This is a genomic window from Haladaptatus pallidirubidus, assembly GCF_020700235.1.
GTDB classification, from domain to species: Archaea; Halobacteriota; Halobacteria; order Halobacteriales; family Haladaptataceae; genus Haladaptatus; species Haladaptatus pallidirubidus.
The window spans coordinates 336,176-356,450 of sequence record NZ_CP085307.1; the positions used below are offsets into that span (position 1 = coordinate 336,176).

Below are 20,275 nucleotides of genomic sequence, written 5' to 3' on the forward strand. Positions count from 1 at the left end.
TTATAATATATAATTTATAATAGGTATTAAATAACTTCGACAGAACCAAAGTATCCTAATGACGAAGTCGCTTTTATACTTCCCCGAGGGCGTCGGTGTGGTCGTTCCCACTTCCGCTTACGATTTTATGGAGAAACCGATTTCGTAGGCTAGTATAATACACTAACCGAAAGTTGAGAGACACCAAACAGACACAAGGGGAAAGGGAGAGATTGGGTAGTGATGTGTGCGACAGAGGTTAGGATATTATACTAATCCCTGCACCAGGGGCAAACGTATTCGGGTGGAGGCGCACCCTGTCAGTGTGCGCTAACGTCAGGGACGCTGAACCTAAATGGCGAATTCCACGCCTCCGTCGATTCGACGGTAGAAGGGGAGTCCACTGACAAGCCCACGACTTTAGTCGTGAGTCACTGACGCGTCTCTAACGTACGAGACGCACATCGAGAAAAATTCGTGATCTTCCTCCTCGATGCCGGCAGCCAGTAGAAGCGCGCTGAAGACACAAAACCCAACCCCACCGCCGACAACGAGAAGTGGATACCCGGAGAACAAAGACCGAAACCCGTACATGATAAGTCCGGTGGCGATACCTGCAACGATGGGTTTTACGAATCGCCGAGAGTAGGGGAAGAGTCCCTCAGTGTACCAAACTTCGGCGACCCGCGCGAAATTTATGAGCGCCAGGACGCTCGCCGTTGCCAGTGCCGCCCCGATAACGCCGAACTCCTGGATGAACACGTAGTTACAAATCACATTTAAGATGCCGAGCCCCCACCGGTTGACAAGTGAGAGATACTGGTGATCCGTCATCATCAGCAAGAAGCCACTAGGGCCGACCGCAGCGTTCGCTAACTGTCCGAGTGCAAAGAGTACGAGGATGGAGCTTCCGTCCGTGTATCCCTCCCCGAAAATGAACAGAATTTCCTTCGAATAAACGATCGCACCAAGCGCGAAAAATAGTGCGACAGTAAAGATCCAGCGCGTGAGCTGCTGGTAGAGTGATTGTAACTCGGCTGTTTTCCCATTCGTGTAGAGACGAGAGGCGACGGGCGGGAAAATTTGATTGAACGCGCTCAGCGGCAGGACAAGCATTCCCGCGACGACCAGCGCCGCTTTATAAATACCGACGGTGCTCCCCTCCGAGATAAAGATGCCGACCATCAACAAATCGATTCGGTTTGCAAGGATCGCTCCCGCTTGGGTGAGCGTTAGCGGGAGGGAATAGTTGTAAAACTCGACAACATCGCCGCGCGAACCCCGTAGCGTCGGCCGGAACGCCGTTCGTGAAGCAAAGAGTGAAACCGTTGCGACGAAGACAACGATGCTCGCCGCGACACTCGCCGCAACGACGCTGAGAAGCTTGTAGCCGAGGAAAATCGGAACAGCAATGAGGAGAAGTCGGACGGTCGGTGTCACGACGTTCATAAGAAGCACTTGATATTCGGGTAGTTCAAGCGCCTTGAAGACGGTTTGCAAGATATTGCTCAACGTCGTGAAAGGAAGGACGAGGGCTAAAATACGCAGAACGTCCGTCAGGAGCGGATTTTTCAGCGTCAATCTCGTGATGAACGGTGCCCCGAAAAAGATGAATCCGCTGATGAGCAGACTCCCGACAAGCGATGTGAGAAGCGCTAATCCGAGCATTTGATTCTGTTTCGGTTTCTGCTCGCTGTACTGCGGCAGGAATTTGAGTATCGATGTATCCGTCCCGAGGTTCGTAACCGTCCGAACGATGGAAAGAATAACGTATCCGTAGCTGTAGACGCCAAAAAGTCCTTCACCGAGGCCCCGCGTTAGAACGATATTGAGACCCAACCGAAGCGCGTTATCCGTTCCCTTTCCCACCAAAAAGAGACCCGCACCGCGAGACACGGAAGCGAGTGATGAACTTCGTCCGTGACTTTCGGATTGCTCCGTTTCTGTCGTAGCATTTTGGTCATCTACTTCCATATTTGGTTCTCAATTATTTTAAATTGATAATTTGGTGATTTTAGTCTGACTACTTTACAGTCGTTGGACTACAACTGACCTTCTGTTACAAAGAATCGCGATGATTGTTGACGATTCGTGAATCCAGTGAACGATTTAGGAGGGAACTAAGCAGTGCTACCGTGATTGACAGCCAATCGCCACTACAGCCACCACCTCATCGCTCAAACTGTGTACTGTGACCTAGGACGGTGGATTAGCAGTTTTACTAGAACATCGATGTGCCCAAAGTCGTCAACTGCCGTCGCAACAAGCTCTTTGATCTGTGCTGGATCACGAACATCTGCCTCAACATAGAGAGCGTCACTGTCCAACTCATTTACTACTTTCTCGCCATCGTATTCACCCTGGTCGTTCACGACAATGGATGCTCCTTCAGTGGCGAATTTCTGGGCGATTCCAAGCCCGATGCCGTGAGTGGATCCGGTGATAACCGCTACTTCGCCTTCCAACCGAGTTGGACAGCGACTCTGTGATGCCAGACGCTATCGAGAGTGAGTACGGTACCACATTCATCTTTGTCCTTCGTCCTGTCGTGGTTCGGTTTGTTTCGAATTGCAAGACGCCGTGCTTTGAGCGCGACACTTTCACTCTGGGGATGGCTCACCCCTAATATTGTGCTGTCCCGTCTATTGACTATGAATCACACGCTCGTCCCATCCGGACGCGAAGAGTTGTTTGCGGAACTCACTGAGAACATTGCTGAGCTACGTGAAACACCGAAAGACGATGCAGAGGTAATGGCAAGTAACGTCCTGAGCCGAGCATACAGTACGATTCATTTAGTCGGGCTATCCGACAATGGCAAGCGGGCACTCTACCATTGGGATACATCGAATCCTGGCGCATGGGCCTCGTTGATTCCCTTTGACGAGCGTGGTGTTGATAGTCTCAATGCGATCATCATCTGGCAAACTACCAATGAGGATCAGCCAGATGACTTTAAGACGTGGCTCGAACCGCGACTCGATGGCCTAGACTGGGTTCATCCAGGCTATTCACCCACACGATAGCGATTGATTCATTATGACAGTATTCAGAGAAAACGGTTGAGGATCAGTTCAACTCAGCTTTTGATCCCGCTCTCTCCTTGGACAGTCTATCGTGGCTATAGATTGTCTGCCAGAATCAGACTAAGCTTTTCAGTGGCGGTGATAATAGTCCACCTGTCCTACTTGAGGAAATCGAAACGATTTGCTTCGCTAGCTTAATCTCGATGGAGACAGTATGAGGCATTTCCTGGCCACAAGTCTCGTAGAACACCTCAGGGAGCTTCTGTTCCCTGTTCCCATGATTACTCCCCGAATGCCCAATCATTCTAATTAGAATAAAAATGCAGTTCATTGTTGGACGACATCCGGATGATTTAGTAATGGCCACTCAAATTGAATCTGTATTTATCAGTATGATGTTGTCAAGAGTAGTCATTTAAATTTGATATTTCTGTCGTTCACAGATTTCTATCATTAATTCTGTCTCACTCAAGAAAAGGGACTCTTAACTCGTCATGGGTAGTTCGTCCTCAACATGGCGATATATTCAACTACTTAGAAATCATATATACCATTTATGGCAATCATAGAGCTTGCAATTGCGTTTTTCATCCTCGCTATTATTGCTGGCATATTTGGGGCAAGAGGCGTCGCTGGGCTGTCGATGCAGGCTGCAAAATGGCTCGTCATCGTGTTCCTTGTGCTTGCAATCTTGTCATTCATCTTCTAATAACTAACTACAATTTTTTCAGACGGAATAGCAGACACAAGCTACGAACTACACAGAGAATGATAGAGGTACTAAGATATCCGACCACTATTTACGATATTCGAGAATATTGACGCTGGCAGTAGGAGCCGCTCATAATTGGTGAGAAGAGCTTTGAGAATAGAACGTGAGTATTAGACTATGGCAAAATACGTTGCACTCGTCGATATTCGTGAACACATCCAGAACAGCCAAGAACTTGCCTCAACCTGGGGAGATATTCGTGTCGAGTTAGAAGAATTCGGAGTTGCGCTTGAAGGTAGCTTTGCAATCCTTGGTGAATATGATTTCATGCTGATTTTCGATGCTCCGGATCGCGATACCGCCTTCAAGGCTGGAATCGCGGTTGAGAGTCATGGTTTGGACATGCAGACAATGGAAATAATCCCAATCGACGAGCTTGCTCAGCTCGTTGAAGACTGAGCACCAACAGGTGGACTCATTTCTCTCGCACGTCGCATCGCTGACTAAAAGCGTTGCAGCCGGATTATCCGTCGAATATTATATGCAGGAATTCAATTATTATAACTTCCTCGCAATTATACTCCAGCAATTTTCGTGTGAGATTACCCAAGGCAATGGTCGGAACATGTACCAATTGACTACCATAGTTATAGTATCACTAACTCTCGGGAATTCAAACTTCGGTGGTGAAAATGTAGAAAATCCGCGAGGGCGTGTGCTTCAAATACTGCCCCAACAAATTAGCAGACAGTGAGTTTCGAGACGATCTATCTGAGCATCGAAAAAGAAGCCGCCCACGAAATTGTCTCACAGTCTGTCGATGGTATTCAATCAAAAACGGTGGGCGGATCGATCGAATATCGAGATATGGGTGGCATGTTGCTTGCTGTACTGTCCGATGCGGCGTCCAAACGTAGTGCAAAAGCAAAGCTTCGCTATCAGACGTCTGTACTCATGCCACTCCTTGCTCATAACCGGGTAAAAGCACGCGAAATTCGCGATTCGGTCGCAGAGTACCGCTTTTCCAAGTGAACTTTGCTATCCTACAATACCGATTCTACAAGCGGAGCAGGCCGCGTGCCTCGGGGCGTGACCCCGAAGCGGTTTACACCCAGTCCTGATGTTCAACACTGAGGATATTGGTGGGTGTACTGACCTTAGTTACAGGTCATCAACGAAGAGATCGATCATCGTGTTTGCATGTTTGACAGTCACCTCAATCCCGATAAAAGTCAGATTCGCATATGGGAACGGCTGTCGGATGACCTATCAAATATTTGTATTAATCCTCGAACTTCTTTCCAGCGCGATTAGGGCCTGGATGACATGGTGATAAACATGCACTACGGATTGTGCATAGATCGCGATGGGGATACCGTGGGGTTTTCACTTCCGCTTAGGGATTTAGGCGACAGAAAGCGGATTTCTGCTGGATGAAGAATGTTAACCGGTCAGTTGGTGATTAGTCTTCGTAGTCTCTCATCTGCCAGTTCTTCCGCAAAAGCCCATAGTAGAGCATATCGTGGTACTCACCGCGGAACCACGCAGCTTCCCGCAAGGTGCCCTCGCGTTCGAATCCAAGTGACTCGAGCAGCCCAATCGAGCCCTCATTGAAACTGCCAACCTGGGCACTCACTCGTCGGAGATTCCGATCCTCAAAGGCATACTGTACCATCCGTGCAGCTGCATCAGAGCCGTACCCTTGTCCATGGTACTCAGGTAAAAACCAATAGGCGAGTTCCGCAGCACGCGACCGGGCAGTCTCATCTGGCCCATACTGGGATTCCGAGAGGGATACGACGCCCATCGGTTCGCCCCCGTCACACGCCAGACAATGCACGGTATCACTACCAGAGATCACATTCTCAAAGAACTCTGCACCCTGTTTACGGTTCATCGGGTTGATATCGAGTGCGGGCCGCCACACGCGAGAATCGTTCATACACTGTTGAATGAAGTCGATATCGTCCTCTTCTGCTGGGCGGAGCGTTACAACGTCGCCGTGGAGAAAAACGGGCCCGGGCATACTGTATACCTAAATAGTTGGATTTAAACACATTCCGATCTGTGGAAATCCGCTGATCGATACTAACCATGGGTTGCACACAGATTGATTTGGGGATCCCGGGGTGTGTCCACTTCCGCTTATGATTTTAAGCACTCATACACAGAAAAGGCAAAGAACTCCTGTTCGATCTAAGAGCTATATCAGCAAGGGCTGCGACGTTCTCCATCCGCATCATCTTCTCAATCAACGCGTATTGATAATTGACGGATCTCAGGGAACAATCTATGCTAGACAGTGTCAAATATCCCAAAAAGATATGCCATTCACCTCATCATCTACACTATGGACGATTATCACAACTATATCAAGGAAAATCGTGCTCATTGGGACGAACTCGCAGAACATCATCCAGATACCGACTTCTACGATATCGAGGCATTTCTCCACGGTGAGTCCACTCTTCGACGGCTTGAGCGTGAGGAATTGACTATCACCAATAAACGACTGTTACACCTACAATGTCACTTTGGCTTAGATACTCTCTCATGGATTCGAAATGAGGGAGTAGCTCACGCCACAGGTGTCGATTTCGCACCGACTGCTATCGAGACTGCACGCGAACTCCGTGACAAAGTCGGTCTCTCGTCAAACGAAGCACGGTTCATCGAGAGCGACATTTACGAACTACCCTCAAAGTTGGAGGATACCTTCGAGGTAGTATTCACTTCATACGGGACAATCTACTGGCTGCCTGATCTGCAACGTTGGGCAGAAGTGATTGCAAATCATCTCGAGCCTGGCGGGATCTTCTACATCGCCGATGGACATCCGTTGGCAGGACCGTTCGACTATGAGAGTACTGCTGATGACTTGCGAATTGCGCACCCCTACTTTAACACCGAAGCAACGACCGAGGAGTTCGACGGAAGCTATGCCGGATGGGATTTTGGCCTGGAAAACAGACGCTCTCATGGATTCTCTCACTCGATCGAAGAGATCATCACCACGCTGGCCGACGCAGGCTTACGGATTAAGTTTCTGCATGAGCACCCTTGGTCGTTTTTCCAGCGGTTCGAGGCCATGGAGTCGGACGAAGACGATCGGTGGCGACTTCCTAACTTAGAGTACGATCTTCCATTCACGTTTTCGCTAAAGGCGCAGAAGCTCACTGAGTAGTGGAAAAGTCGTTCTCTCTGCTATTTCTGGAGCATATTCTCGTCATCCCTCTATTGTGATATTCTTCATCTCATCGCCTGATCCACGGAGCACATTTTCCTTCGTTCCCTTCCAGCCCGGTGTTTGACTCCGCACTTCGCGAACAAGGACGTTTGGCGCTCCGTCGTCGATGATGAGTACTTTCATCGGCGAGTCATAGATTGTAATCGAGACGTTCTCAATTGTTGCCTGCTGGATAGCGTGTTGGACGGTGATGTTCCACCCAGCGGGCTTCTTCTGAACGATTTGGGTGTGTCTTTGACCGTACACGAATTGTCGTCCAAGCGGATCGAACATTGTTCGTAGTAGAACCCCAGCACATAGATTGAGTCGGGGGTCCCAGGGTGAGTTACTTCCGCTTATGGATTTCTAGAGTAGTGATTCCCGGTTCTTAATTGGCCACTCATAACTCAACGGCGCTCATCGACGGAATGATATTCGCTTCCGTGGGCGCAGCGAGATACGGCTCAATCGCATCATAGCTCGACCAGCCACCAAACGCCATCACAATCCGCGGTGAGACGTTTTCCTCAACAAGAAGGTGGTTCGCCCAACAGCGGCGCAAGTTGTGCGTAGACACCCGCCGATAGTCGTCGTTGTCTGTTTCCTCGGCGGCGTGGTCGGCAGCGTTCTCGACCCAGTACTGGACGGTGCGTTTCGACCGCTGAATCAGGGGTCATCATCCTCAAGATCGGCCTGCAAGCCGAGTTGAGACGTGTCGATGCGTAGTGACAATGTTGCAGTAGGGCATACGTCTACCAACGTCAGAGGAAGCGATCCACAATCGACTTCACCCGATTCTTGATCCCACTCTCACCACCAACGGTCCCATCGTGATTGATAGTATGCTCAACCCCGAACTTCTCGGCACGAATGACTTGCTCGTCTGCATCATAGCTCACCGTGAACTCATTTTGTTCAAGCCGGTCGATAACTGGTGTGAACTGCTCCGGCGGTTCGGCCTCATTATCGGTCAGGTCTGTATCCTCTTCCGGCGTGGTTTCACGCTCGTCAACGGGTGCTAAGCGTGGCTCAGGAAAGCCGTAGCGATGGACGTGATTGTCTTCAACGCCGTCGTAGAGGTCGGCAGAGTCAGCGTTATCCCATTCTTCCCAATAGTCATTGAGGTCCGAGAGAAATGACACCAACACTAATTGCGTGTCGGCTGGATACTCAGGATTCGTATCAGCAGTTGTCATCGGGCCCTCGTTCGTGGGAAACTCCCACTCTGCAATTGTCGTCGCTGGCGGTCGTGCGATAACAATCGCTTCATCTGGATTGTCGTCGTCCGTATCGATCACGCAATCCCCGACCGACAGTCGTGTCATCTCTGTTTCGCTCACAGTGTCGCGTTGCGACTGCAAGGCGATAAATCGGAGGGGTCGGAACGTTAGTATGGCCTTCTAATCAGTGATACTCAAAACGTGGAATGTAATAATTAGAAGGTAGCGTTGCTTGGTGTTCTTTGTTAAAAGACCCATTTGGCTACTCTAACCGTTTAAATATGCTGCTCAACCGGCTCCAAGGCGTAGGAATCTTCCAGTTTATCCCGACCGGTCAGGTTAGAGTCCGGAATCGTAACAATCAACTTATACATCTCCAAGATTTCAGGAAGCTCCAACAGGAAATCCGTGACATCGGCAGCGTTCTCATCATCAGGACCATTCCCGTAAGGAGAGTCAATCAGCAAGAGTTTGAGCGGAACCGTCTCTCGCTCTTCCTCCAACTCCGCTAAGATCGTGGTGTGGAAAAGCAGCATATGTATGAGTAGCTCTGCATCAGTCTGTCCCAGGAGTGAAGGTGTCTTATCAGAGCCATGAGAGAGATGAATTGTATAATTATATGAATCTCCTCTGGAGAACCGGACTCCAGTAGCTTCCTCAAATCCTGCCAGCGCCGAAACGAGGACAGATGTATATAACTAATTCTGTATGGAATAATCTATTCAGTCATGTTTATATTGTCAGAGCTAAGACAGAGGTGTGCGAATGTCTTCTCAACGCTCAGTACTCCTTGAGGAGTACACATGGCCAGAGGTAGAAACCGCTCTTGAACAAGGAACGCGGACGGTGATTGTCGCCGTCGGCGCGGTCGAACAGCACGGTCCGCACCTCCCACTCATCATGGACACGCTCGCTGGCGACGAACTCGCGCGGCGCATCGCCGAGGAACTCGGCGACGCACTGGCCGCGCCGACGATTCGCCCGGGGTGTTCGGGCCACCACATGGAGTTCCCCGGAACGATAACGGTGCCGGCCGAGACGCTGATGGATCTAATTCGCTCGTACTGTCGGTCGCTCGACGAACACGGGTTCGAACACGTCGTCCTCGTGCCGACGCACGGCGGAAACTTCGCGCCCGTCAACACCGTCGCGCCGGAAATCGCCCGCGAAATCGACGCGAACGTCGTCGCCGTCGCGGATCTCCACGAACTCATGGAGCTACAGAACGAGGGGCTTCGAGCGGGTGGCGTCGAGTACGAGGAACCGGTGATTCACGCGGGAGCCGCCGAAACCGCTGTCGTACTGGCGGTGGACGAAGGACTCGTCAGAACCGACGAACTTGAAGTCGGAACCGAGGGTGAAATATCGACTGCACGGCTCCTGACCGAGGGATTCGCGGCGATCACCGAGAATGGCGTCCTCGGCGACCCGCGAGAAGCGACTCAGGAAGCGGGGGAAACCATTCTCGAGACAGTCGCGACCGCATATGCTGCCCAAATCGAAGCCGAGCGGGATGCAATCTGAAAACGGCAGTCGGAATCTGCTTCACCCTGCAGTGAGACACTCCCCTGTTTACAGGATAGAACGGACGACGTTGGTCCGTGTTGCGTGTTTATTCATATACGAAATTAAGTCTTCCACGAGATCCGACCGACATCTCACAGGAATCAAAGTTAGTGGAATAGCTGATAAGGGTAATCCAGTACGTCCAGTATAAAAAGCTATACGAGCTTCCTCCACAAGGTCTCATATATGACGAACTCCAATACGTCCGCGTTCACACTGGGTATAGTACTCGGACTCGCACTTGTCGTCTTGGGCATCGGTGCTTACGTACTCACTGCGCGAGCATCACAGCACTTATTCCAGCCGTCTTCGGCGTTCTCATCGTCCTTTTGGGCATGGTGGGACGCCAAACAGATCGGCAACGCCTTGCTGCCTATGGAATCGGATTACTGGCAGTGCTTGGTGTACTAGGATCGGCTCGTGGGATTCCAGACCTGATCACGTTGCTGACCGGTGAACCGGTGGAATCGACCATCGCAGCCGTCTCACAGGGGACGATGATTCTCATCTGTCTCGTCCTTCTGGCCGCTGTAGGAAAGCATGTCCTTGATATGCGTTGATGATCCGTCTGGGTGTGTACCTATCAGGTCCTCCTGCGTAACTCCAGTGGCACGACGGTTTTGCGGTTCGCCCAAGCGACTTACGTATAGGTAATTCCATCGAAGATGTAGTTAATAAGATATCGCTAGGGACTACTGTATAAAATGGAGTTCTCTCTTTTTATCATAGAAACCAAATCTTCTTAATCGCAACTTATTCCAGCAGTAGGTCTCTTCCTATCTCATCGTTCCTCCACTCAAAATACTGCTTGTATTCTATGTACACTGGCGTTCGAATACGGGAATGAGGGGATGAAGATACCACGGAAAGGGTTATTCCCCTGGCGACCATTTTTGTATATAGAACGGAGATACAGAAATATGCCTCACGTCCCATATGACCCATCACATGAACCGGAGGACGATGAGCGTGTCCCACGCATTGACGAAATTGTCGATCGGATTCTGAATGGTGGAAAAACGTCGTAATCCCGGTTGGACGATGTGTGAGTGGATGACCTCGTTCTGTGGAACGGGAGTACTCATTCATCTTTTTCGAATTCAGTGAATTCTTACATCTCGATTAATGAAAAGTTGAGGAGCGGTGCCCTGTTTCTGATAATGTAAAAAATGAGACCTCGGTTCAGCTGTCGGTCAACCCTCGTTAATGACCATCTCGACGAATTTTGTATAGAAACTGCAGAGAGCCCATCGAGAGAACCAGGGTTCGTGAGTGTACCCGCTGGAACGTTCTCTTTGTGGGCTACTGCTGTTGAGTGACGTCGTCGTTTGTTTGATCACCGTTGGTATCTGCAAGTGTCTCGATTTCACGCACCGTCAGCGAAATATCGTCCAGCTGTTGCCCGATCTCTGTGAGTGCGACCCGTGACGCGTGTACCTCGTTTTCGACATTGAAGACTGTCATCTCGAGCGTGAGTGCGATAAGGGCGTTGTCCGCTACGACGAACGCAGGGGATAGCGCTTCACCGGACGGCGCCGTCCGCGTTTCTGGTTCGATCTCGACATAATTAAGACCAGGGTTGAGCATCTCACCGGTTTTGGCGATCGCAATCCGGAGCGCCTCGTCTACTGTGTCGACATGAGACACTGGGATCGCGGCTTCCACGACTACCTGGCAGTCCATTGAGAAAACACTTGGATGAGGAGCGGGAAATACCTTTGCTGGGTCTCCAGCGTGTGGGAAGTTGCTGATCCCTCCATTTACTCACGAGTATCACAGAGTCATGCCATGGTTTTCGACGGGACAGTAGCGCAGTGGCAATACGACTGCTAGTAGGACTCGATGCGGGCGCCATCGATACGATGGCTGGTAGTTGCGGGTGGCAACCAACCGTTCCATCGACACCACATGCTCCCGTTAGTCGATGCCCATCGCGTCGAGCTGCTCTTGATAGCGGTTGCGAATGGTGACGTCGGTGACCTGGGCAACCGCAGCGATCTCGCTCTGTGTCTGTTGTTCATCACACAGCAGTGAGGCAGCGTAAATCGCTGCAGCGGCGTAACCAGTAGGCGATTTTCCTGAAAGTAGGCCCTGTGCTATCGAGCAGTCAAGAATTTCGTTCGTTTTCGCTTCAACGGCGTCACTGCTCCCGAGTTCTGAGCAAAACCGAGGGACATACTGTTTCGGGTCAACCGGTTGTATTTCGAGATCAAGTTCCCGTCCAATGTACATGTACGATCGACCAATCTCTTTCCGTCCCACACGCGACACATCCGAAACCTCCTCAAGACTGCGGGGGATATTCTCGCTGCGACACGCCGCATAGAGGCAACTTGACGCAATCCCTTCGATCGATCGGCCTTGAATGAGATCTTCGCGGAGTGCACGGCGATACATCACACACGCAACTTTGCGAATCGAGCGCGGGATGCCAAGTGCGCTCGCCATCCTGTCGATCTCACTGAGCGCAAACTGTAGGTTCCGCTCGCCCGCGTCCTTCGTCCGGATGCGCTCTTGCCACGTGCGCAGTCGATGCATCTGTCTGCGTTTATTAGACGAAAGAGAGCGACCGTAGGCATCTTTATCTTTCCAGTCGATGGTCGTCGATAGCCCCTTGTCGTGGATCGTCTGTGTGGTTGGCGCGCCCACACGTGACTTCTGTTGACGGTCTTGATGATTGAACGCCCGCCACTCAGGCCCGCGATCGACAGTCTCTTCCTCAATAACTAAGCCACAATCCTCACAAACTGTCTCGCTCCCATCTGCACTCGTGAGAAGGGTAGCCGAGTCACACTCAGGACAGGGCTGGACGCTCGCTTGTTCATCGGTATTGCGTTCCGTCTCGTTGTTGCGTTCTTTCCGACGAGTAAGGCGTGCCATATGTTGACATAGGATGGGCTGAAGGGTTAAGTTCTCTGTCTGCTGCTCTGGCAGCACTATCGAGAGTGGCGTCGATCCCGTGTCTATCTCGATTGCAAACACTCTGATTTCGGTGATCGTATCCGAGTATGCTATGCGTGACAAGTTGCGGTATCGAGTGGTTAGTTAGCATGATGTGGGCCCGCCGTGGCAAAGTCACAGTCATTACGTCTGCACAGAAGTATTTATTATTATATATGATTCGGGAGAAAATCTAACAATTCTATCACCTCAAACTTCGAGTACAGATCCTCATCCAAGTGAATGGGGGACTGGGTCTGTAACGCTCGGCCCGTGAAGCTCGTCAATATTTCCGATTTCAGTTCTTGTAATCTTCGATCAACCCGCCTTGCAACACGATTTCGACCTGGCGCGGGCTTAGACTGTGCTTGGTCGAGAACGTGGTGTCCTGAGTGGCGTTACGCACGGTGACCTCAAGTCCGTTCTGGATTTCATCGCGAACGTTGGGAAGCTCGAGAGTATCGCCCTGGTCGATCGCTTCGTAGTTGGCTCGGTCGACGAACTCGAGTGGGACGATTCCGAAGTTCACGAGGTTTTGCCAGTGAATGCGAGCATAGCTGACGGCCAGCGCAGCTCTCATCCCCAGATAATAGGGTGCTAGGGCTGCGTGCTCGCGTGAACTACCCTGCCCATAGTTCGACCCGCCGGCCACTATCCACGGAGCTCCTTGATCCTGTGCTCGCTTGTAGAAGCCCTGCTCAACCTGGTCGAACACCCACTCGCTGATCCTCGGGATGTTCGACCGATAGGGGAGGACGTCCGAGCCGGCGGGCATGATTTCATCTGTCGAGATGTCGTCGCCAACTTTCATCAACACGGGCCCGGTGATGGCGTCCGGAACACGTTCGAACTCCGGCAGTGATTTCACGTTAGGTCCCTTCTCCAGTTCGCCACCCGGGTTCTCCGGCGGCGGACTCAGCGCCGATTCGTCCACGATAATCTCCTCGGGCTCAGTCCACTCCGGATACTCGATGCCGTGCGTTTCTTCGAGGGTGCGCGGGTCGGTGATCTCACCAGTGAGCGCACTCGCAGCCGCAGTCTCGGGACTGCACAGGAACACGCTATCCTCGCGGGTGCCGGTACGCCCTGGGAAGTTTCGTGGAACCGTTCGGAGGCTGTTGCGGCCGGACGCGGGTGCCTGTCCCATCCCGATACAGCCATTACACCCTGCTTGGTGGACGCGAGCGCCGCTCGCGTATAACTCGCCGAGATGTCCCATCTCCGTCAAATTCTCCAGCATCTGCCGAGAGGTAGGGTTCACGTCGAAACTGACCGCCGACGGAACGCGCTCCCCGTCCATGATAATCGCCGGCACTGCGAAGTCACGAAGCCCTGGGTTCGCGCTGGACCCGATGTACACCTGATAGAGGTCCTCACCCGCCACGTCCGCCACCGGAACGACGTTGCCGGGGCTGGACGGCTTGGCGATCAACGGCTCGATCTCGTCGAGGTGAATCGTCTCTGTCACGTGGTACTCGGCATCGTCGTCGGCGCGCAACTCCCGGAACGCGTCCCCGCGCTGCTGTTGGGCGAGGAACCACCTCACGGAATCGTCGGCCGGGAACACCGTACTGGTGGCACCCAGTTCAGTCCCCATGTTGGCGATCACATGGCGATCCATCGCGGTCAGGGTGTCCAGCCCGGGCCCGTGATACTCGATGACGCGTCCGACGCCGCCGTCAACGTCGTGGCGGCGCAACATCTCCAGAATCACGTCCTTGGCGCTACACCAGTCTGGCAGTTCGCCGCGCAACTCCACGCCCCAGACCTCCGGTGCGTTCACATGGTAGGGTTCGCCGGCCATCGCCATGGCGATGTCAAGGCCACCGGAGCCGATCGCGAGCATCCCCATCGCACCCGCAGCTGGCGTGTGCGAGTCTGACCCCAGCAGCGTCTTGCCTGGCACGCCGAACCGTTCCTGGTGGACGGGGTGTGAAACCCCGTTTCCGGCAGGCGAGTACCAGACACCCCACTTCTCGCAGGCACTGTTCAAGAACAGATGGTCGTCGGGGTTCTTGTTGTCCTCCTGAATCAGGTTGTGGTCGACATACTGTGCGGAGAGCTCGCTTTCGAGGTGCTCGACGTTCATCGCTTCGAGTTCGAGCATCACCATCGTCCCGGTGGCGTCTTGCGTGAGCGTCTGATCGATCTCTATTGCAATCTCCTCACCCGGCTCCATCTGGCCGTCGACGAGATGGTCCTCGATGAGCTTCTCGGTTACTGTTCCAGGCATGGGTAGAGAGACGGCCAGTGTCCCCTTTGTTCTTGTGACACACTCCCACACCACAATGTGAATGCCAACAGCCACCCGCGAGGGAGAAAACGATAGCAGTATCGAATGAGGACGCTGAGATGATTTAAGCTCGCTTCACAAACCCACCTATCAGATGTCTCATGTCGTCTACTATCATCCCCAAGCCGAGAATTTCTCGCTGAAGTATAGCCTGGTCTCTCCAGCAGATCTACTCTCCCGGCAAACAGATTCAGACGGCACAACGAGACTCATGGGTTATCCGTTTGAAACCCCCGTCTACGTCCTGTATAAGAGAGACACGGAAATCGGAGACGCGAACGAGATTGACTTCGATAGGGAGTGACTTCACTCAAAACCAGGGTGAATAATCAGAGAAATATCTGATTTGGAGGCAGTGAGCGGTGCGAGCGGACGATATCTGCTTCCCCGAAGGCGGCGACCCGACGGATCCCACTTCCGCTTATGGTCTAAGAGGCAGTGATTAGACACTACAAGTAAAACTGAAATTGGTTAGAGACACTCTCTTTTCCTACCACAACCAGAAGAACCCTCCTGTGGACGAGAATACACTAGCCGACAAGTCTCCTTGAAGCAGCCCACCCGTGAGCCATAACACCACGACGAATCAATTTCGAGTACCAAACCAGACCGCTCTTGCCCTTGTCTTACAGGAGGAGTTGGAGATTCTACCGACAACATTGACAGACCGTCTCCAAGAATTGACCGCGTCAGGATTCATAACGCGAAAATCAAACGACGAAATCCCCCACGAGTAGAATACACTGCAACCGAGAAAACAACGGATCTGACACCAATGTTCGAGTATTTCTGTCGATGGGGCGTCTATCATCAATATTGAGATGTTCCAAGGTTAGTGAGAGTCCCTCAGTCAGTGAACTTGGTAGTCAAGCGTTTTTCCAATGAGTAGGTGCCACGAATGCAGTCTAGATTGGTGGTAAGCGACAAGGGGTATCTGTTTGTTCTTCAAAACGGTCCTCCCAGTCGTTAGCATTTATACTATTTCAGAATCGCTTGGCTGTTATCACTCGCCCAAAGCGTATGAGTTTCGTAGAAGGATGCCCATCGCGTAGCCCTACGTCTCACGGCCACACAGGGTTGCTCCAGGCCCGCCTTCCTGCCGAATCGACAACGGTGACGCGGCAGTAGGAGCCGCGGAACGGCGTGAGATCGAACTCAGCCTCTACAACCGGCTCGCCCGTGCGCTCAGCCCCGCTCTGCCACCGGTCGCCGCTCGTAGTCAGCGAAATCGCGTACGCTTCGCTCGTCTCCACGAACAACTTGTCACCGTCCACCACGAGCTCCCGCAGTGCCGGTCCTTGGGTCGAATAGTAGCGCCCGACCTTGAGTGAGCTTAGTAACGCGTCCGGGTCGAGGTGATCGCAGTAAACCTCCACCCACCCGCCGAAGCGATCCTTCGGGTGGCCGAAATGCGCGTCATCTCCGGCGTTCACCAGCAGCCTATGTCCACGCTCCAGAAGGCCGTCCAGCATGTAAGCGCCGTCGGCCCTGTCTGGAACCGCAGCCATTGCGTTGTTGTGATTATATATCTCAACGGCGTCTACGGCTTCCAGCCCCGGTAGCCCATCTGCAGCCTCCAGTGTGAGGTTGTTGAGTCCCGGGTGCAGCAATACCACGAATGCTCCGAGGGGCCCGCCCCGCCGGATGGCCTCGGCGTGGTCGTCGGACGGCTCGAAATCAGCGGGCAGGCCAGCGGCCGTGACCCAGTAGGCGTTGCGGTCCTCCCACGGGGCAGAACTGAGCTCGGCGCCCAGGATCGTGGTGAAGTCTTCGTTCCGGAAGGGACGCGTGTCGGTTATTCGATAGCCGTACTCTTCCTCAAAGTGGTCGGAGAGGCAGAGGAAATCGTAACCGGCGTCGCGGTAGGCTTCCACAATCTCCTCGGGTTCCAGCAGGCCGTCGGATCTGATGGAATGGCAGTGAAGGTTGCCGCGGAAGAAGCGGCCCTTCTGACCGTCCCTGAGCAGGTCTCGCGCCATCGGTCGGGTCTTTTCCCAGTCTACCATAACTCGTTATAGTCCTCAGGTCTATAGTACCCTGCTAGTTGTACAGTAAATGTCGGCTAGAGAGATTAGTCATGCTCGAGCTCTAGTGAAATTTAAACTCCGAAGTTTCGTCGTGCGTGAGGGATCTATCTGCTCGACTTCAGGGCTTATGCACTTGGCTGCTTCTCAGTTGCGAGCTTGACTCCGAAGCCGGTCAGCGCGCTGCCGCTCGCATACTGCATGAGTCTGCCCATAGCCGTGGAATCAACCGTGTCGAGCGTGTTGATCGCCGCTGACTACAGCACTGTCTGGGAACGCATCACCGACCCGACGAACTTCCTAGAGCTCTATCCGCACTGGACGACGAGCGTTGAACCGGAAGAGGAGGACCACTACCGAGGGATCGGTTAGTCTACAGCCCACCTAATCCATCAGTGCGCCGCAGGAAATGTTGACCTCCGTGGCTGTCATGGTACGAGCTTGATCCGAGGCCACAAAGGATGCAACGTTTCCTACGTCCTCCAGTGTCTCTGTCCGGTTCAGCAGGGTTTCCTCCTCAATGCCAGCGACAATTTCGTCCCGTTCAGGGATATTCTCCGGCATGGTCTCAACGATTCCTCCCGTTTTCAGGGTGACGACGCGGATGCCATGCTCTCCGAGTTCAACAGCCCACTGGCGGCGCAGCCCCTCAATGGCATCGAGCGCGATCTTAAAGCCGCCCAGTCCGGGGAGTGTCTGCGGGCCATCACCGCCGAAAAACAAGATCACGCCCGACCCACGTTCGACCATGTGCCGGGCAGCTGATCGGGTCGTTAAAAACTGTGTCCGCATCGCGGTCGTGATCGGCTGCAGGAAATCATCGCCCGAGATTTCGGTGAGCGGTTCTTGAACGTCATCGTATCCGATGAGGTTGAACGAAATATCGATGTATCCGGCCTGCTCGACCACTCCATTGACGAACTCGTCGACGGCCTGCTCGTCTGTGGCATCGATGACGGCGGTGTCCGCTTCGCCGCCGTTCGAGCGGATGTCGTCGGCAACAGTGTCGAGTTTCTCCTCGGTGCGCCCGGCGAGGAAGACCCTGGCTCCGTCGCGGGCAAATCCACGGGCCACTGCACCGCCGATTTGACCGCCCGCACCGTAAATCACGGCAATCTTGTTTTCGAGCAGCATCTCACACCTCCTCGTGGTCGTACTCGTCGGGATAGCGGAGGCTATCACTACTTGCCTCCATTCCGAGACCAGTTGCACGACCTTTCGGTTCTTCCCACTTCTCCTGCCGACCAAGTGCCGTCAGGTCAAGGTAATAGTGCGAGCCGCCGACCTGTTCAGTACCGCGAGCGTAGGTGGAGTAGGTGTGGAAGACGCGGTCGCCATCGCGGACGAAAACGCTCATGCCGTGCCAGTCGAAGGGCTGCTCCATGTCGCCGATTGGTACGCCTGCTTGTTCGAATTCGGCTTTGGTCCGGTAGTTGTACTCGATGGGAGCCACGGACTCGTCCAGTGTGACGTGGAAGTCGTAGTTGAAGTCGCTGCCGTACGAGGAGTACCACGGGAAGGTCCAACCCATACGCTCCTTGAACGACTCGATCTTTGCCAGCGGCGCACGGGAGACGCACGCAAACGAGGTGTCGCGGGCATGTAATTGTGTGAGGTGCCCCCGGGCGATGTGGTCGACCCGGGCCGAGCAACTCGGGCACCCTTCGTCCAACGGTTGGCCCGAGTCCCATCTCCACATGAAGTGATCGACGATGAGCTGGCGGCGCCCCTCGAACAGGTCGAGCAGGCTGGCCTCACCGTCCGGTCCCTCGAACGTGTAGTCCGTCTCGATTTCGACCATCGGCAGTCGGCGGCGTTCGGCGTTCAGTTCGTCGCGCTTCCGGGTGAGCTCCTTCTCCTTTTCGAGCAGTTCCTTCCGAGCACTCCGCCACTCGTCTCGCGATACGACGGCCGGGAGTTCGAGTTCGCTGTCTGTCATGGTCATGTCTCCTGTTGTAGTCTCACTCCGTTTCCAGCGGCTCGACTTGCCGATCCACCTCATCCTGGGCCTCCTTCCACGCTGGATACGCGCTCTCGACCTTCTCCCGGCCGGCCGGGGTCAACCGTAGGCGGCGTTCCCGGGCGTCCTCCGACTCGGCGTCGGCGACCCACCCCTCGTCCCCGAGGCGATTAGCGCTCCGGGTGAGCGTCGTGCGCTCCAAACCCAGAACGTCGGCGAGTTCCCCGAGGGGGGTCGGGCCTTTCAACGCGAGCGCAGCGAGCACGGAGAACTGCGTCGCCCGCAGTCCGTGCGGGCGGAGCTTCTCCTCGTAGAGTCGCGTTATCTCTCGTGCGCGGCGGCGCGCTGCGAGGCAGTGGCAGTCCTTGGTGGCGGAGAAATCCACACGAACGCTACGCGATACGTGTATATACACATTCTGGGCAGCAGAGACTATTTTATCTGAGCTTGCCGTTTTCCACCGGTTATCAGAGATTTTACGAATTAATCCATTCTAATCGAATTGAGCAGGTCTACAACACAGACTTTGACTTATTCAAAGGCACGATACAGTAGTTCGGAACCGTATGACGCGTAAGAATACTACCGAATACGTCCGGTAGTAGATATAATAGAACAACTCCTCCGCTGAGGAACAAATGCAGAAGGATTGAATGTGAGGACAGTTACACAATAGTTAGTAGAGCAACTGCGATCCCGCAGAGTAGGACGATTCCCGTTGCCTGCAATGTCCGAATCGCAAGCGTATCGGACAGCTCCATTACCAACCCAAGGAGACCAACGAGCCCAGCAATGGGTAATACGAGAGTGCTCAGCGTAGCGAGAAAGAACAGCGTTTCGGATGGCAGGGTGAGGATGGAAAAGACCTGCGAGAAGTTGGACAACTGAAACAATAACCACAGTACGGAGACGACACCGATTGCGAGCGCGGCAGCACGCGGCCGCAGCCATGTAAATACGAACGCAGTACCAAACAATACGCCAGCAACGGCGAGAGGAGGGATAACCTGCTGTAAGACAATAACCATCGGAATCAGAACCACGATAACCATCCCAATGGCGACAGCACGCTGAAGAGTTAGCCATTGCATGCTTGCTTCTTGGATTTGAGATGGTGTCTGTGTAGTCTGTTCAGTCATGGTTCTCTCTCGTCTTCTGGACTGCTAATGGGTACTCTTCCAACCGACTGCTTGATTCTTAGGTTCGATTTCGGTTCTGCTGTCATCAAGTGTCGATAGGTGCCGATCTTGTACCAATGTTTTCGCGAACACGTTCGTTCGAGTATTGTGCACATTTAGATGCGTAGTATAATAAATAGGGATGGGGGAA

General features: G+C 53.2%; 25 protein-coding genes and 2 pseudogenes. 11 read left to right on the forward strand and 16 right to left on the reverse strand.

The genetic code is table 11. The annotated features are described in order from the left end of the window. Positions 1-258: 258 nt before the first annotated feature. Positions 259-417: pseudogene (locus tag LIX15_RS31305) on the forward strand (transposase); the annotation flags it as partial. On the opposite strand, the gene LIX15_RS31310 reads toward LIX15_RS31305, so the two are convergent. Together LIX15_RS31310 and LIX15_RS31315 are read right to left on the reverse strand one after the other, a co-directional pair. Continuing rightward, positions 400-1,953 carry a flippase gene (locus tag LIX15_RS31310; RefSeq protein ID WP_227778702.1) on the reverse strand — a complete coding sequence of 518 codons (1,554 nt, stop codon included), beginning with the start codon at positions 1,951-1,953 and terminating at the stop codon, positions 400-402. The pseudogene LIX15_RS31305 and the gene LIX15_RS31310 sit on opposite strands and share 18 nt — an antisense overlap. A 203-nt stretch (positions 1,954-2,156) precedes the next feature. Next, on the reverse strand, positions 2,157-2,444 hold the full coding sequence (locus tag LIX15_RS31315) for an SDR family NAD(P)-dependent oxidoreductase (RefSeq protein WP_303657545.1): 288 nt from the start codon (positions 2,442-2,444) through the stop codon (positions 2,157-2,159). Between the two features lie 186 nt (positions 2,445-2,630). Between LIX15_RS31315 and LIX15_RS31320 the strand changes: the two genes are divergently transcribed. The 4 genes from LIX15_RS31320 (at position 2,631) to LIX15_RS31335 (ending at position 4,749) form a co-directional block, all read left to right on the forward strand. Beyond that, on the forward strand, positions 2,631-3,005 hold the full coding sequence (locus LIX15_RS31320) for a hypothetical protein (protein WP_227778703.1): 375 nt from the start codon (positions 2,631-2,633) through the stop codon (positions 3,003-3,005). A gap of 556 nt (positions 3,006-3,561) precedes the next feature. Beyond that, positions 3,562-3,714 carry a DUF1328 domain-containing protein gene (locus LIX15_RS31325; RefSeq protein WP_227778705.1) on the forward strand — a complete coding sequence of 51 codons (153 nt, stop codon included), beginning with the start codon at positions 3,562-3,564 and terminating at the stop codon, positions 3,712-3,714. Between the two features lie 180 nt (positions 3,715-3,894). Continuing rightward, positions 3,895-4,176 (forward strand): GYD domain-containing protein, encoded by a 282-nt coding sequence (locus tag LIX15_RS31330; protein ID WP_227778706.1) that lies wholly within the window; start codon positions 3,895-3,897, stop codon positions 4,174-4,176. A 291-nt stretch (positions 4,177-4,467) separates the two neighbouring features. Then, positions 4,468-4,749 (forward strand): hypothetical protein, encoded by a 282-nt coding sequence (locus LIX15_RS31335; protein ID WP_227778708.1) that lies wholly within the window; start codon positions 4,468-4,470, stop codon positions 4,747-4,749. A 430-nt stretch (positions 4,750-5,179) separates the two neighbouring features. On the opposite strand, the gene LIX15_RS31340 is transcribed toward LIX15_RS31335, so the two are convergent. Beyond that, a complete protein-coding gene (locus LIX15_RS31340) occupies positions 5,180-5,743 on the reverse strand; it encodes a GNAT family N-acetyltransferase (protein WP_227778709.1) in 564 nt (187 codons plus the stop codon). Positions 5,744-6,019: 276 nt separating this feature from the next. Here LIX15_RS31340 and LIX15_RS31345 point away from each other — a divergent pair, with 276 nt between their 5' ends. Then, entirely contained in the window at positions 6,020-6,901 is an 882-nt protein-coding gene (locus LIX15_RS31345) for a class I SAM-dependent methyltransferase (RefSeq protein WP_227778711.1), read from the forward strand. 42 nt (positions 6,902-6,943) lie between these two features. Here LIX15_RS31345 and LIX15_RS31350 read toward each other — a convergent pair whose 3' ends face one another. From LIX15_RS31350 to LIX15_RS31365, 4 genes and pseudogenes are all read right to left on the reverse strand, one after another. After that, positions 6,944-7,210: a hypothetical protein gene (locus tag LIX15_RS31350; RefSeq protein WP_227778712.1), complete on the reverse strand. Its 267-nt coding sequence runs from the start codon at positions 7,208-7,210 to the stop codon at positions 6,944-6,946. A gap of 133 nt (positions 7,211-7,343) precedes the next feature. Next, positions 7,344-7,633: pseudogene (locus LIX15_RS31355) on the reverse strand (tyrosine-type recombinase/integrase); the annotation flags it as partial. Between the two features lie 71 nt (positions 7,634-7,704). After that, complete coding sequence (locus tag LIX15_RS31360) at positions 7,705-8,283, reverse strand: hypothetical protein (protein ID WP_227778714.1); 579 nt, start codon at positions 8,281-8,283, stop codon at positions 7,705-7,707. Between the two features lie 155 nt (positions 8,284-8,438). Continuing rightward, positions 8,439-8,699, reverse strand: coding sequence for a hypothetical protein (locus LIX15_RS31365; RefSeq protein WP_227778715.1), 261 nt, complete (start codon positions 8,697-8,699; stop codon positions 8,439-8,441). Between the two features lie 229 nt (positions 8,700-8,928). Between LIX15_RS31365 and LIX15_RS31370 the strand changes: the two genes are divergently transcribed. Both LIX15_RS31370 and LIX15_RS33545 read left to right on the forward strand, forming a co-directional pair. Then, positions 8,929-9,687: a creatininase family protein gene (locus tag LIX15_RS31370; protein WP_227778717.1), complete on the forward strand. Its 759-nt coding sequence runs from the start codon at positions 8,929-8,931 to the stop codon at positions 9,685-9,687. 377 nt (positions 9,688-10,064) lie between these two features. After that, positions 10,065-10,289: a hypothetical protein gene (locus LIX15_RS33545; RefSeq protein ID WP_345413328.1), complete on the forward strand. Its 225-nt coding sequence runs from the start codon at positions 10,065-10,067 to the stop codon at positions 10,287-10,289. Between the two features lie 384 nt (positions 10,290-10,673). On the opposite strand, the gene LIX15_RS31380 is transcribed toward LIX15_RS33545, so the two are convergent. From LIX15_RS31380 to LIX15_RS31395, 4 genes are all read right to left on the reverse strand, one after another. Beyond that, a complete protein-coding gene (locus LIX15_RS31380; RefSeq protein WP_227778718.1) occupies positions 10,674-10,814 on the reverse strand; it encodes a hypothetical protein in 141 nt (46 codons plus the stop codon). Between the two features lie 217 nt (positions 10,815-11,031). Next, the gene (locus tag LIX15_RS31385) at positions 11,032-11,412 is read right to left on the reverse strand and encodes a DUF555 domain-containing protein (protein ID WP_227778719.1); all 381 of its coding nucleotides are present in this window, start codon (positions 11,410-11,412) and stop codon (positions 11,032-11,034) included. 234 nt (positions 11,413-11,646) lie between these two features. Further along, the gene (locus LIX15_RS31390; RefSeq protein ID WP_227778720.1) at positions 11,647-12,609 is read right to left on the reverse strand and encodes a transcription initiation factor IIB; all 963 of its coding nucleotides are present in this window, start codon (positions 12,607-12,609) and stop codon (positions 11,647-11,649) included. Between the two features lie 358 nt (positions 12,610-12,967). Next, positions 12,968-14,902, reverse strand: a complete 1,935-nt coding sequence (locus LIX15_RS31395) for an aconitate hydratase (protein WP_227778722.1) — start codon at positions 14,900-14,902, stop codon at positions 12,968-12,970. A gap of 154 nt (positions 14,903-15,056) precedes the next feature. Between LIX15_RS31395 and LIX15_RS31400 the strand changes: the two genes are divergently transcribed. Beyond that, complete coding sequence (locus LIX15_RS31400; RefSeq protein WP_227778723.1) at positions 15,057-15,266, forward strand: DUF8172 family protein; 210 nt, start codon at positions 15,057-15,059, stop codon at positions 15,264-15,266. A gap of 390 nt (positions 15,267-15,656) precedes the next feature. After that, a complete protein-coding gene (locus LIX15_RS33550; RefSeq protein WP_227779293.1) occupies positions 15,657-15,782 on the forward strand; it encodes a winged helix-turn-helix transcriptional regulator in 126 nt (41 codons plus the stop codon). A gap of 241 nt (positions 15,783-16,023) precedes the next feature. On the opposite strand, the gene LIX15_RS31410 is transcribed toward LIX15_RS33550, so the two are convergent. Further along, the gene (locus tag LIX15_RS31410) at positions 16,024-16,968 is read right to left on the reverse strand and encodes a CehA/McbA family metallohydrolase (RefSeq protein WP_227778725.1); all 945 of its coding nucleotides are present in this window, start codon (positions 16,966-16,968) and stop codon (positions 16,024-16,026) included. Positions 16,969-17,187: 219 nt separating this feature from the next. Here LIX15_RS31410 and LIX15_RS31415 point away from each other — a divergent pair, with 219 nt between their 5' ends. Continuing rightward, positions 17,188-17,358, forward strand: a complete 171-nt coding sequence (locus tag LIX15_RS31415) for a hypothetical protein (RefSeq protein ID WP_227778726.1) — start codon at positions 17,188-17,190, stop codon at positions 17,356-17,358. Between the two features lie 12 nt (positions 17,359-17,370). Here LIX15_RS31415 and LIX15_RS31420 read toward each other — a convergent pair whose 3' ends face one another. From LIX15_RS31420 to LIX15_RS31435, 4 genes are all read right to left on the reverse strand, one after another. After that, positions 17,371-18,120 (reverse strand): SDR family NAD(P)-dependent oxidoreductase, encoded by a 750-nt coding sequence (locus LIX15_RS31420; protein ID WP_227778727.1) that lies wholly within the window; start codon positions 18,118-18,120, stop codon positions 17,371-17,373. A gap of 1 nt (position 18,121) precedes the next feature. Beyond that, positions 18,122-18,931: a DUF899 domain-containing protein gene (locus LIX15_RS31425; RefSeq protein ID WP_438267242.1), complete on the reverse strand. Its 810-nt coding sequence runs from the start codon at positions 18,929-18,931 to the stop codon at positions 18,122-18,124. A 16-nt stretch (positions 18,932-18,947) separates the two neighbouring features. Further along, positions 18,948-19,331, reverse strand: coding sequence for a MarR family winged helix-turn-helix transcriptional regulator (locus tag LIX15_RS31430; protein ID WP_227778731.1), 384 nt, complete (start codon positions 19,329-19,331; stop codon positions 18,948-18,950). 280 nt (positions 19,332-19,611) lie between these two features. After that, positions 19,612-20,085 carry a hypothetical protein gene (locus LIX15_RS31435; RefSeq protein WP_227778733.1) on the reverse strand — a complete coding sequence of 158 codons (474 nt, stop codon included), beginning with the start codon at positions 20,083-20,085 and terminating at the stop codon, positions 19,612-19,614. Positions 20,086-20,275 lie beyond the last annotated feature (190 nt).